Source organism: Mesorhizobium sp. P2_E9 (assembly GCF_056403815.1).
Genome location: NZ_JBFUET010000019.1, coordinates 46,490 through 58,781, shown reverse-complemented (window position 1 = coordinate 58,781; position 12,292 = coordinate 46,490). Strand labels below are relative to the sequence as shown.

The window sequence follows — 12,292 nt, the reverse complement described above, 5'->3', positions numbered from 1 at the left end:
CGAATTTATGTCCGGTGGCGTTCCCGGCTGCTCCTCACTGTAGGTTAGTGGGCGCCGCCGGCTGCTACATGACCAGGCTTCTTCAGCAACAGGACGGCCGCCAACGCGATCGTCAAGCTGACGCCAAGCAGGAAGAAGGTGTCGTTGAAGGCCATGACAAAGGCCTGCTGGCGGACCCTTAGGGCGATCGCAACTATCGCCTTTTGTGCGGCAAATGCCTGGTCGTTGATGCCGTGCGAGAGGAAGTAGGCAGTGAGCCGCGTGACGCGGACGCGGGTTGCCTCCTCAAACACCGACACCGACTGAACCAGCACGTTCGAATGGTACTGCTCGCGCTTGGTAAGGAAGGTCTGGAGCAGCGCGATGCCGACAGCGCCGCCGAGGTTGCGGGTCATGTTGAATAGCGCCGAGGCCGAGCCGGCATTCTCATTCTCGATGCCTGATGTGGCGATCGCCGAAAGCGGCGCCAGTATAAGGGCCTGCCCGATGGCGCGTACGATGTTCGGCAAGAACAGCTGGTCGCTGGCATATGCTGCGCTCATATGGATGTTCATGAAATTAGAGGCGGCAAACAAGGCAAAGCCGACCGCAATGATGAGACGGATGTCGAAGCGCTGCATAAGGCCAGGCACCAGCGGGATCAGGAGGAGTTGCGGCAGGCCGGTCCAGGCAAGCACCATGCCGATCTGCTCGGCATTGTAGCCCTGAATGCGGGCAAGATAGACAGGCACTATGAAGACCGAGCCGTAGAGCGCGGTACCGAGCAGGAAGTTCGCGAGGACACCGAAGCCGAAGTTGCGGCGAACCAGCAGCCTGAGGTTCAGCAGCGGATGACCCGAAGCCAACTCGATCCAGACGAACAGGGTCAGCGACGCGGCCGCGACGATCGTCAGCCGCGCGATGAAGGGCGAGCCGAACCAGTCGTCCTTGTTGCCTTCCTCGAGCACGGTCTGCAGGGCGGCAAGCCCTATGGCCATGGTGACGATGCCCGGCCAGTCGCCTTTGGTGAGCAGGTCAAGCCGCATCGGCTCGCGGTCGAGTGAAAACCACAGCATGCCGACCATGAGCGCGCCGGGTACCAGGTTGACGTAGAAGATATACTGCCAGCCCCAATTCTCGGTGAGATAGCCGCCGATGGTCGGGCCTATCGCTGGCGCGAACGTCGCCGATAGTGCGAACATCGCCAGGCCGATCGGCTGCTTGGCTTTCGGCAACAGCGTGATGACAATGGTGAAGGCGAGCGGGATGAGCACGCCTCCGGTGAAACCCTGGATCGCTCTTAGGATGATCATCTGACCTAGGTTGGCGGCGAAGGCGCAGGCGACCGAGAAGGCGAGGAACAGCACCGCGTTGGTGATCAGATAGATGCGCAGCGAGAAGACCTGGGACAGCCAGCCGGTCAGCGGGATCACCACAATCTCCGCTATGAGATAGGACGTCGAGATCCAGCCGCCGTCGTCGATGCCAGCGCCAATCGCCCCCTGGATGTCCGCCAGCGACGCATTGACGATCTGGATGTTTAGCACGGCCATGAATGCACCGAGAGCAGAGCCGACCACCGCCACCCATACGCGCGGCGAATTGGCGGCACCGGCGGCCCCTGCCGCGTTCTGGGTGGTGCCGGCGGAAGTGGGAAGCGAGGAGACGGCGGTTGTCATTGCTGCAACTCCTCGAGCGCTGGGAAGAATGGCGCCAGTGTCAATCATCGCGAAACTGTGGAACGACCATCCGCCAGCACGGTCGCTTTGGTGTTGACGGTCGGTTCGACGGACATGCCGGACCTGAGCAGCCCGCCGAGCTTGTGATCGTCGATGGCGATCCTCACCGGGATACGCTGCACGATCTTGGTGAAGTTGCCGGTCGCGTTGTCGGGCGGCAGCAACGCGAATTCCAGGCCGCTCGCCGGCGACAGGCTGTCGACGTGACCGGTCAATTCGACGCCAGGGAAGCCGTCGACGGTGACGCGCACCGGCTGCCCGGGGCGCACATGAGCGAGCTGCGTCTCCTTGAAGTTGGCGACGACATAGACGGCATCCAGCGGCACCACAGCCATCAGCTGCGTGCCTGATGCCACATACTGTCCAACCCTGAGCGTGCGTGCGCCGACCGTGCCGTCGACCGGTGCCGCGATTGTGGCATAGGAAAGGTTCAGTCGGGCCTGCTCGGAAGCTGCCTCGGCGCGATCCGTTTGGGCAACGGCACTGTCGCGCTCGGTGGCGAGTACGTCGATCTTAGCCTGTGCGGCGGCTAGGGAAGCCTGGTCGCGCTGCAACCCGGCGATGAGTTGTTCGGCCTGGGCGCGGCTTGCTTCGGCTTTCTGGGCAGTGCCGGTTCCGCTCCTTGCCAGCGTCGCATAGCGGTCGGCGTCAGCGCTGGCGAATGTCAGCGAGGCCTGCGTTGCGGCGACCGTCGCCCTTGCCTGCAAGATCAGTGACTGCTGGAGCGCGATCTGCGCGTCGAGATTGTGGACGGCCGACACGGAAGCCTGGACCGAGGCATCCGCCTGGGCGAGCGCGGCACGGAAGTCGCGGTCGTCGATGCGGGCGAGAACCTGCCCGGTCTCGACAGTCTGGTTATCATGCACCAGCACAGCGGCAATGTAGCCCGAGACCTTCGGCGCGACCGTCGTGTAGTCTGCCTTCAAATAGGCGTCGTCGGTAGACTCCAGATACTGGCCTGCGGTCCAGTAACCGTAGCCCCAATAACCTCCCGCAGTTGCGCTGGCCAGAAGGGCTGTCGCAAATGCGATGCGCTTGAAGCGACGGCGCCTGGACACCGGCGCGATGCTGCCATCGGGAGTAGCCTCCGTGGAAACCGGCAAGGGACCTGGCTGTTCAGCCGTAGGCCGAGCGGCTTGCTCGACGAAGGCCGCCGGCTGCTGAGGCACGGCCGCCTCGGGTGCGTTGGAGAAACTGGTGGTCGCGGGCATCTCGGACATCTCATTCATCCTGGCGTTCATGGTGCTTCGCGCGAGAGCGGAATGCCCCTACGCTCAAAAATCGGAAGCCGGACAGGTAAGACGCTCGCCTGCCTCTTCGTTGGCTGCAGAGAGAAACCGGAAAAACCCCTGCATTCGTCATCCCTGTCTCGTCCGGTTGACACGGCTCGAAGTGCATTTTGAAGTTCGCCGACAAAAAAACATCTGCCTCAAGGTACAGTATACGTAAACAAACCGCTATCGATCCTACTTTATTTATCTAGATTTACGAGAGCGGAAGAAATTCAGGCGGCATTCTTCTCCTTCGCATGAATCGCTGCAATGAACAGCTTTGCGTCTGAGCAATTAATTTCAAGAGAATAGGCAGGCGCCACGGCCACAGCAGGACAGGCACGGCCCGTCAAAGCGTCGGTTCGCCCCGCCGACGTGCGGCTGACGGCCAATCTCGCCGAGGCTAAGTGGTGAATAAAGCGCGGCGATCCAGCTAGCGATATCCGACACCGGTGACATAGTTGAAGAGCATTTGCTCCTGGATCTCTTCCGCACGGAAAAGAGCTCTCATTGCATCGCGTATGTCCAATATGCCAAGAGGCTTTGCGGCCACGTCAAGCACTGGGAGGTTTTGCAGGCTTCGCGAAGCCATGGTCTGGTAAACAGTGTGGAGATCATCCAGCGGACTGCATGACACGATTGGGCTGGTCATGAGGGCGGAGGCCGGCTGCGCCGGCGATGTCGGGCTGGTAAGGTGGCGGATAAGGTCGGATTTGCTGAGCACGCCAGCGGCCGCTCCGTTGTCGTCGCATACGACGACAAGGCCAATACCGGGCCTCGAAAGCGAAAGCGCGGCGGCTTGCACCGCCGCGTTGGCGTCGATCACCATCAGGCGAGCCTTCGTCATCGCGTTGAGTTGTTCGATTTGCATCAAAGTCCTCCGAGAGATCGCCTGTCCTTCTGTCGAGCTCACTTTTCGGGTGTCGTCAGGTTGGTGTCGTTCGTGTCGACAATGAATACGGCGAGCATGCGCGCGCGTTCCGTCTTGCTGGCATTCTCCTCGAACGTGTGATGATCACCCGGAAACTCGGAAAAGTTTTCGCCGGCCCGATAGGTCTTTATCGGACCGTGATTGACCTGCGTGTTGATTGCTCCTTCGAGGACCGTGGCATAGATGAATGCCGATTTTGCGTGAGTGTGCGCCTGGGAACTGCCGCCGGGCTCGTATTCGACAAGCACGCCCTTGATGCTCTTGCCTGGAACGTTGGGTAGCGGCTGATCGTAGACCAGCGTGGCCTTAGGACCGTGCGAATCGTCGGCCAGAGCGCCGGTTGCGGAGATGGCTGCAACAGCAGCGATGAAGAGTGTAGTCCTGATCATTGTCTTGGCTCCTGGTTGTGATGGGGGATCGCCGGCCGATGGGAGGGGCGGCCGGCGATCGGGCTCTTGCCGGGGGGGGCGGCGCGAGCCTATGACCTGATGAAGGCGAGCAGGTCAGGGTTCACTGTGTCGGCCTGGGTCGTGCACATGCCGTGCGGGAATTTCTCGTAGACCTTGAGTGTCCCGCGCTTCAGGATCTTTGCGGACAACAGCGCCGAGTCATGGATCGGAACGATCTGGTCGTCGTCGCCGTGCATCACAAGTGTGGGCACGTCGATGGCCTTGAGGTCTTCAGTGAAGTCGGTCTCCGAAAAGGCCTTGACGCCGTCATACTGCGCCTTGGCACCGCCCATCATCGCTTGCCGCCACCAGTTCTCGATGACACCTGGAATTGGCGCTGCGCCCGGCCGATTGAATCCGTAAAAGGGACCGCTTGCGAAATCGAGATAGAACTGCGGCCGATTGCCGGCGAGCGCCATGCGCAAGCCGTCAAAAACTTCGATTGGCAATCCACCCGGATTGGTAGCCGTCTTCACCATGATCGGCGGCACGGCGCTGATAAGCACGAGCTTCGCCACGCGACCCTGACGCTGGCCATGCCGCGCGACATAGTGGGTAGCTTCGCCGCCGCCAGTGGAGTGACCGATGTGAATCGCCTCTCCCAAGTCGAGATGCTCGACCACTGCGGCAGCATCGGCTGCATAGTGGTCCATGTCATGACCTTCGCTAATCTGCGCCGAGCGCCCATGACCGCGCCGGTCATGGGCGATGACGCGGTAGCCCTCGCCGAGAAAATAGAGCATCTGCGCGTCCCAATCGTCGCCGCTTAGAGGCCACCCGTGGTGGAAGACGATCGGCTGGGCATCCTTTGGACCCCAATCCTTGTAGAAGATTCCCGTGCCGTCGGCGGCGGTAACCATGCTCATGTCTTTTGCTCCTTTGCTTGCCTCGGAAGATGGAAGGCTTTGGCTTTCCTCCGCCCGTGCAGGCGCGCCTTGTACAAGGCCGGCCGCAACTGTGACGGTGAAGGCGCCCAACAAAACGTCGCGGCGCGATGCGAAGCCGGCCGGATCTATTTGGATGTCCCCGGCATCGCGGGGTTGCTGCCCGGAATCGTCGCGTAGTACCAGTGCGCCGTCACTTCTGCGACCGCGCATGACGGTCGTCCTGTCGGCCTTGGCCATGTAGCGACCTTGAGTCAACGTTTCGATGTAATGTGTCGCCTCCCAGCTTTCTATCCACGGGCCTGCAATGTATTTCTCGTCATTGTAGACATAGAATCCGACGTAACCGTTGCCGTCTGCTTGCTCTTTTATATGATATACCATCATGACCTCCCTGGGCTTATTGCCCGCCAGCCGCTTTGATCCAGCGGAAAGGAATTTCACTTGCTCCACTTACTCTCTTTTCAATTATGGCCCACGTGGAGCCGTGCGAGCGCAAGCCGTACAATCAGTGGTGCTGGAGCGGGGCGTGGCTGAACCAGTCTTCGAAGCGCGTCTTGCCGATGCGCGGATGATCGGTCGGAACGAGCGAGCGGTCGTCGAGCTCCGTGCCGAAATATCGCGCGCGGGGATCCGCGTTGACGTTGCGCGGATCGTTCGTGGCCTTCAGGAATCGCGCGACCAGCTCGCTCATGCGGATCGGCTCCGGACCTGCGATCTCAACAACGCCGTTGGCCGGCGGCGAGAGCGCGACATCGGTCATGATATCCGCGACGTCATCTGACGCGATTGGTTGAAAATAGGCACTCGAAACTGTGGTGATGTCCCCGACGGTTCCCGATTGAGCGATACCGCCTAGAAACTCGAAAAACTGGGTGGAGTGGACGATCGTGTAGGGGATGCCGGAGCCTCGGATAAGCCTTTCCTGGGCCATCTTGGCGCGCATGTAGCCACTGTCAGGCAGGCGCTCGGCCCCCACGATCGAAAGCGCGACATGGTGCTTCACGCCCGCCGCCTTCTCTGCAGCGAGCAAGTTCTGGCCGGAGGTCTCGAAGAACTCCAGAACGGCCTTGTCCTCGAAGGACGGCGAATTCGCGAGGTCGATGACGACCTGCGCACCCGCGAGTGCTCCGGTGAGGCCCTCGCCGGTGATCGTATTGACACCGCCATTCGGCGATGCAGCGAGCACGTCATGGCCCTTCTTACGGAGCCGCTCGACTGTCTTCGAGCCGATCAGCCCGGTGCCACCAATCACCACAATCTTCATGACGAAACTCCTCGTTCGCGTTTCAGGGTTGATGTATCTGACCGAGCCCCAGGGGCGGCGCATCGGCTGTTTCGCCCAGACAATGCATCGGAGGTGCCGGCGCAAACTATCGAACAGAAGCATCTGTCACGCGATGCGAAGGTGTAGGGTGGATGCACCCTTGGACTGGGGGCTCTAGTCAGCAGGCAGACGGCGTCCGATCTACCAGCTACGCCGTCACGCCTCTCGGGTGGTCAGGAGACCGCATTCACCAACGTCGGAGGATGGCCGCTTTTGGCCAACAGCAAAATTGAACCATTCGGCCGATATGGGGCCGAAAGCAGCCCGGCAGCTTCGGGCTGCGAATCTTCACGAGCAGACATTGAGGTTGACGTGGGCGCGTCGCGACCTGACCTTTCCTGCCGTCAACGTGCGCCGTCGAAGAAGCCCGGGGCAAACCTGAATCTCTCTTATGATTTGACGATCTCCGTCACACAATGGACGTAGTCCATGCGATGCCCTTCGGGCGCGCGCGCGACGTCAGCTTCGTAAGCGCCGTAAAGATCATCGATGATTGCGGAACGGTCCTTCGCGGGACGCGACGAATCCAGTGCGTTTGCAAAAACAGTTTCCGACCAGGAACGGAGCGTCGGGACATACCCCCTGGCAAATTCCTCCGCGTTGCGATGGGCCCGGAAGGCCTCAGCGTAGGGACACGGCGTCACCATGGTGAACATCGTCTCCAGCTCCAGTCCTGCTTGCGACACCGGCGAAGCGGGGTCGCGGAATGGCGCGGCGAACTCAGTCGGCGTCTTGTAGAACTGCTGGAATGTCGCGCTGACGTATTCGGTCTCGCTGATCCGCCCGACCCGAAGCAGGTCGCGCCAATGCCGTGCGAAAGAATCAAACATGTCGACCCCTGTCGTATGTCCGAGATAACGCCCCGCTTCATCGACGCAGAAATTGGCTAGCGCCAGCCTGCCGCCGGAGCGTAGCTCGCGCGCCCTGGCAAGCAGGATCGTCTCCCAGTCGTCCAAGGCTTGCGCGCGAAACAGCTGGCGCTCGGCATCGGTGGCGCCAACCGCCTGGACATGATCGGCAATCATGCAGGGCCGCTTGCTGATCCAGTGCATGGCCGTGGCGGAGAAGCCGAACGACAGGGAATTGTCCGGCACGATCTGGCGATAGAAGCTGGTGCCGCTGCCGAAGATGTAGAGTGAAGGCGTCTCCGCCAGCGGAACCTGCGCGGGAGCTCCAAGCAGTCCCTGGCTCAGCCGGAACAGAGTCGAGAAATCGTTGTGAGGCAGGTCCGTGTACGTGATCGAAATGGCGCGATCCGGTTCCGTTGCCCGGATGGCGCCGACCAGCCGCCGCATCATATCCATCGAGGTGCCGCCGTCGGCGGCGCCGAAATCGGCGATCGCAAATGGCTGGCCATCGGCCAGCCTGGGCATACTGGCGACAGAGGCGACGACGAGGTCGCCGACCTTGTCGATCACGTTCTTGGCCCCGACTGTGTTGGCCGAATAGTAGCCCGCGCCGCGCATGGCGATCTTCTGGACGTCGGCTGTGGTCATTGCTCTCCCCTATTCATCGTCGACACGGCCGCCGCCGGCGCCGCGCACGCGCGATCTCTCGCTTTCCGGCACATAGGTTTTGGCGGCGAAGGAATTCAGCGCAACAAGCGTCTGCTGCTCGACCGCCCTGCGTGACCCCGCGCGTGGCTGTCCAATGCCTGAACGGTGTTCGATGACGACATCAGCCCTGGACACCGAAAGTGCCGGCACATGCGCCAAGCGCATGGCCGACCGGCGCAGCATGGCGTCGAGCCAGACCGGCAGGCCGACATCGAGGATCGTGAGCGGCATCGCGTCAGCTGGAGGCGGGTGGTCGAGCAGAAGGGCAGCCGTTTTGGCCGGGCAGAGCGGCTTGCCGGCCGCTATATCGGCCCCGCCCTCGCCCTTGCCCTCGTACCAGCGCGCTGCGCGGATCGGATCAGGCGCCTCGAAGGATCGCGCATTTTCGACCAGGCTCAGCATGGCCGAGCCCCAATCCTGGCCGTCAGCCGCGAGCGCGCGCGCCGCGCGTCCGATATCCTCGGCAAGGCCCCATGAAAATCCCGCACCCCGCGCCGCTTTTGCGCTCAGCGTTTCCACCTCGTTGAACGACAGTTCGATCAACGGGCTTCTCCCACTGTGGCGACGTCCTCGATCAGATCCTCGCCGCTGAACAGGGCGATGCGCAGCCAGCGGTCCGAGCGTGGGTCGAAACTGCGAGCGCCGAAGAATGCGAGTTTGGCGCGCAAGATGTCGACCGGCCGCAGATCCGCGCCGATCAGATTGTCGTGGATCTCGGCATAAGGGAAGCGGGCGACGATCTGGGCGCGTCGCACGGCATGGCGCCATTGCGGGTGGCGTAGCAAGAACGCAGCGACATTGGCCGAAGCGGGCTCCTGCGCAAGGGCCGCGGCCAGGCTGAGCGCGTCGCGCGCCGTGGCCAAAGGCTGCTCGAGCTCGGCTCCGTCTTCCTCGAAGCGTTCGCCGAGACGGGGCTCAAGCTTTTCTGCCGAGACATACCAGAAACGGGCATTGGCGGCAGGATCATCGAAGTCGATCCTTGCCGCCCAAGAATAGCAGTCGAGAAGCGCCTGGCGAAGCGCGCCGCAAGACATGCTGCCGTCGATCACATGGCCGGGCGTCTCGTCGGCCTTCATTGTCTCGCCAAGGTCGTCGATCAGCGCGCCGTGCGGCTCGAGGATCAGCGAAACACAGGCCTCCTGCCCCTCCATGGAGAGCCGTTCCTCGGCGAAGCGATAGAGCGCATCCCAGGGCTGAAGCCCGGCCAGAAGATGATCGAAATTTTCTGCCAAAGTGTCGAGATCGTTGATCAGTAGTCGGGTCGCGGCGGCCTGACGATTGTCGCTGCTGTGCCATCGGGCAACACGCTGGCGCAGATCGGCGAGCGCCTGCGAAAAGATCTTCCGTTCCACCACGCCGGCATGCGGCTGTGCGCGAACCCTTGCCAGCGCGGTCTCACGCGCCAGGAACCAGCTATGCGTCAGCAGTGGATGTCGGACGAGGAAAGGGGCCATGCCCAGTCCCGTCGCATTGCCCACGCCCAGCGCCCGACGCAGATCCGGCGCCAGCCTCGCCGCGCCGGCCGGATTGCGGCAATGGGCGATGTGATCGACCAGATCGAGCGTGAAGGACCGGATCAGCCAGACCGTGAGCATCTCCGCCTGGAAGGAGCCGGCAAGCTCCGGCCGCGACTCGATCTCGTCGCGGTCGGCAATGCCGAACTTGCCGTTGCCATAGACCGCCGTGGTGCGCAGCAAATAGCCTACACCAAGCAAATTCTCCTCGTCCGGCTGCCGTCCCTGCGCCAGCTGCGTGACGACCTCCTCGAACAGCCGCACGCTCTTGTTGGCGCGTGCCAGCACGAGTTCGCGGCTTGTAAAGCGACCCGCTTCCTGCAGAGGCGCATTCCCTTCCAGCCTTACGATCTCGGCATGATCGGGCAATCCGTCATAAAGCACGTAGCTCGTGTCCCAGGCCTGCGCGATCACCCGGTCGGAACGGTTTTCATCATCGAGCGGCGTCGAGAACGCGACAAGGCTGTAGACCCTTGCCGGCGTCTCGACCGCATAGACCGCGCGTCCGAAGCCACGGTTGTCCAGTTCGAACCGATCCTTGCGCACACGCCATTGTTCCTTGGTGGCGCGGCGGATCAGCTGGCGCAGGAAACTCAACCGCGTCGGATGTGCCGCGCCAAGCCGCTGCAGGCGCATGACGATCTCGGGCGGGCGCAATGCAATCATGCGGCTGTCCCGGCGAGCTTTTCGAGCGTGGCAAGCGTTTCGGCCGCCACCTCGATACCTTCGCGTGTGTTGTGCTCGCGCGCGGCAAAGCGCCGTGTCCCCGGAAGCCTGGCCTCGCCGGCGAAGGCGCCAGCGACGATCTCCAGCACTCCGGCGAACGCTCCACCCGAGGTAGCGTCGGGGGCGACCGCCAGGAAGAATTGACCAGTCCCAGGGGGACCTCCGGCTGTGCCGGAGAACGGACTGGCGACAAGCCCTGGGTTGGCGCCGGTTAGGCATGCGGCGAAAATCTCCACCAGTAGGGCGGAGCCAACGCCCTTATAGCCGCCGGCCGGCGCCATCGTGCCCTTCAGCGCTTCGCCGGCATCGGTGGTGGTCTCGCCGCTTGCGTCGAAGGCCCAGCCGGGAGGGATAGGTTCGCCGGCACGAGCCCGCTTGATGACTTCGCTCTTGGCGACGACACTCGCGCTCTGATCGATGACGAAGCGCGCGCCGCCTTGCCCGTCGGGAACCGCCAGCGACCAGGGATTTGTGCCGACAACCGCCTTGCGGCCGCCCCAGGGCGCGATCGAGGCCGGCGCGTTGGTGAAGCCTAGCCCGACCAGGCCGTCCCGGGCGATCCGTTCCGTGTGATAACCAAGCGCGCCGCAGTTGTAGGAGTTGCGGATGGCGAGCGCCGCGAGGCCTTGCGAACGCGCCGCTTCGATCAATTGCGGCAGGCCGGCGGAAATGGCGGCGTGCGCGAAGCCGTTGCCGGCATCGACAACGACGACCGCCGGTGCCGGACGCGTCAGGCTCGGCTCTGCCTGTCCCAGGACCTTGCCGCAGTCAAGATGCTCGCAATAGGTCGGCAGATACATCAGGCCGTGCGACTTCAGGCCGTCGCGTTCGGCCGCTGCGACGCCGGCGGCCAGCGCCCGGGCCTGCGTTTCGCTGGCGCCGTGACGCATCAGGGCGGTGCAGGCCAGCGTCTCGATCCGGGCTTGCGTCATGCGCGTCATCTGGTCACCCGCCATTCACGCCGCCGCATAACCGAATTCTCCCTCGCTCGCCCGCGTCTGCAGGCGAATGCATTGGATGAACCTGAGCGATGCCGGCTGCAGGTTACGGCCTTCCTTGGCGATCCAGCCGACCGTTCGGCTCGAACTAGGGTCGGCAAGCGGCACAAAGCGAACGGCGTGGCTGGATTTCCAGCGGCAAAGCCGAGGCAGGATGGTCACGCCGAGCCCGGCCTCCACCATCGCCAGATTGGAGCTCACATTGCTCGCGGTTAATTTCGAGCCGGCGGCAAGCGCGTCGATCTCGGCAATGCCAAGGGCTGCGGCCGCGCCATTCTGGATGAAGCTCTCGCCTTCCAGTTGCTCCCACGTCAATGGACGTTTCGATTTGGCCAGGGGATGATCGACCGGGCAGACGAAATCGAGCGGCTCCTGGAACAGCGGCTCGAAGCTGAGCTGCGGCCGCTTGGTTGCAAGCACGCACAAGCCGACCTCCACCATGCCGTTTTCGACCGCCTCGACGATGGCGTTGGAATCGCTGTCGCGAACATGGATATCGAAGCGGTTGCCTTCGGCGCGCAGCTGGGCGATCGCCCGTGGGAGCAAGGTCACGGCAACGGAAGGCACGCTTGCGACGTCACAGCGGCCCTCCCGGTCGGCCGCGTAGCTGACGATGGCCAGGCAGGCGCGATCATAGTGGGCGATCATTGCCCGCGCCTCGTCGAGCACGATGCGCCCCACGGCTGAAAGCGCGCCCTTGCGCTCGCTCTCAAACAGTGGCGCGCCAATGTCGTCCTCGAGCTGTTTGAGGGTCATCGACACGGCGGACGGCGTGCGGCCGATCTGATTCGCCGCGGCGCGCACGCCACCGCTCTCGCAAACCGCGACGAAGCTGCGCATGCCGATCAGGCTGATGGTTTTGGTCACTGTTAAGCTTGCCTGAACATTTGTACCAAAAATTGAGCTTGATTGAAGTTC

General features: G+C 62.8%; 11 protein-coding genes. All 11 read right to left on the bottom strand.

All coding sequences use genetic code 11. The features are described 5' to 3' along the window. Nucleotides 1–44: 44 nt before the first annotated feature. The 11 genes from AC1D05_RS29235 to AC1D05_RS29185 all read right to left on the bottom strand — a co-directional run bounded on the left by AC1D05_RS29235 (nt 45) and on the right by AC1D05_RS29185 (nt 12,241). The gene (locus tag AC1D05_RS29235; protein ID WP_477445462.1) at nt 45–1,658 is read right to left on the bottom strand and encodes an MDR family MFS transporter; all 1,614 of its coding nucleotides are present in this window, start codon (nt 1,656–1,658) and stop codon (nt 45–47) included. Nucleotides 1,659–1,702: 44 nt separating this feature from the next. Beyond that, nucleotides 1,703–2,938, bottom strand: a complete 1,236-nt coding sequence (locus AC1D05_RS29230; protein ID WP_477445460.1) for an HlyD family secretion protein — start codon at nt 2,936–2,938, stop codon at nt 1,703–1,705. A gap of 484 nt (nt 2,939–3,422) precedes the next feature. Continuing rightward, the gene (locus tag AC1D05_RS29225; protein ID WP_477445458.1) at nt 3,423–3,860 is read right to left on the bottom strand and encodes a CBS domain-containing protein; all 438 of its coding nucleotides are present in this window, start codon (nt 3,858–3,860) and stop codon (nt 3,423–3,425) included. A gap of 38 nt (nt 3,861–3,898) precedes the next feature. Further along, the gene (locus AC1D05_RS29220) at nt 3,899–4,309 is read right to left on the bottom strand and encodes a cupin domain-containing protein (RefSeq protein WP_477445456.1); all 411 of its coding nucleotides are present in this window, start codon (nt 4,307–4,309) and stop codon (nt 3,899–3,901) included. A gap of 89 nt (nt 4,310–4,398) precedes the next feature. Continuing rightward, nucleotides 4,399–5,235 (bottom strand): alpha/beta fold hydrolase, encoded by an 837-nt coding sequence (locus AC1D05_RS29215; RefSeq protein ID WP_477445628.1) that lies wholly within the window; start codon nt 5,233–5,235, stop codon nt 4,399–4,401. A gap of 526 nt (nt 5,236–5,761) precedes the next feature. Further along, nucleotides 5,762–6,520 carry an SDR family oxidoreductase gene (locus AC1D05_RS29210; RefSeq protein WP_477445454.1) on the bottom strand — a complete coding sequence of 253 codons (759 nt, stop codon included), beginning with the start codon at nt 6,518–6,520 and terminating at the stop codon, nt 5,762–5,764. Nucleotides 6,521–6,969: 449 nt separating this feature from the next. Continuing rightward, a complete protein-coding gene (locus AC1D05_RS29205; protein ID WP_477445452.1) occupies nt 6,970–8,076 on the bottom strand; it encodes a class I SAM-dependent methyltransferase in 1,107 nt (368 codons plus the stop codon). Between the two features lie 9 nt (nt 8,077–8,085). After that, nucleotides 8,086–8,679: a DUF3726 domain-containing protein gene (locus AC1D05_RS29200; protein ID WP_477445450.1), complete on the bottom strand. Its 594-nt coding sequence runs from the start codon at nt 8,677–8,679 to the stop codon at nt 8,086–8,088. Further along, nucleotides 8,676–10,316 (bottom strand): hypothetical protein, encoded by a 1,641-nt coding sequence (locus AC1D05_RS29195; protein ID WP_477445449.1) that lies wholly within the window; start codon nt 10,314–10,316, stop codon nt 8,676–8,678. The genes AC1D05_RS29200 and AC1D05_RS29195 overlap by 4 nt, the downstream gene beginning before the upstream one ends. Continuing rightward, nucleotides 10,313–11,332: an Ldh family oxidoreductase gene (locus tag AC1D05_RS29190; protein ID WP_477445447.1), complete on the bottom strand. Its 1,020-nt coding sequence runs from the start codon at nt 11,330–11,332 to the stop codon at nt 10,313–10,315. Before AC1D05_RS29190 ends, AC1D05_RS29195 begins: the two co-directional genes overlap by 4 nt. After that, nucleotides 11,333–12,241 carry a LysR family transcriptional regulator gene (locus AC1D05_RS29185; RefSeq protein ID WP_477445445.1) on the bottom strand — a complete coding sequence of 303 codons (909 nt, stop codon included), beginning with the start codon at nt 12,239–12,241 and terminating at the stop codon, nt 11,333–11,335. It abuts the gene before it with no gap. Nucleotides 12,242–12,292: the final 51 nt, after the last annotated feature.

Excerpts from the sequence above, each read along its gene's own strand:
- AC1D05_RS29190 (WP_477445447.1), bottom strand. The coding sequence starts at position 11,332 with ATGGCGGGTGACCAGATGACGCGCATGACGCAAGCCCGGATCGAGACG.
- AC1D05_RS29215 (WP_477445628.1), bottom strand. The coding sequence starts at position 5,235 with ATGAGCATGGTTACCGCCGCCGACGGCACGGGAATCTTCTACAAGGAT.
- AC1D05_RS29220 (WP_477445456.1), bottom strand. The coding sequence starts at position 4,309 with ATGATCAGGACTACACTCTTCATCGCTGCTGTTGCAGCCATCTCCGCA.
- AC1D05_RS29235 (WP_477445462.1), bottom strand. The coding sequence starts at position 1,658 with ATGACAACCGCCGTCTCCTCGCTTCCCACTTCCGCCGGCACCACCCAG.
- AC1D05_RS29210 (WP_477445454.1), bottom strand. The coding sequence starts at position 6,520 with ATGAAGATTGTGGTGATTGGTGGCACCGGGCTGATCGGCTCGAAGACA.
- AC1D05_RS29205 (WP_477445452.1), bottom strand. The coding sequence starts at position 8,076 with ATGACCACAGCCGACGTCCAGAAGATCGCCATGCGCGGCGCGGGCTAC.
- AC1D05_RS29195 (WP_477445449.1), bottom strand. The coding sequence starts at position 10,316 with ATGATTGCATTGCGCCCGCCCGAGATCGTCATGCGCCTGCAGCGGCTT.
- AC1D05_RS29225 (WP_477445458.1), bottom strand. The coding sequence starts at position 3,860 with ATGCAAATCGAACAACTCAACGCGATGACGAAGGCTCGCCTGATGGTG.
- AC1D05_RS29230 (WP_477445460.1), bottom strand. The coding sequence starts at position 2,938 with ATGTCCGAGATGCCCGCGACCACCAGTTTCTCCAACGCACCCGAGGCG.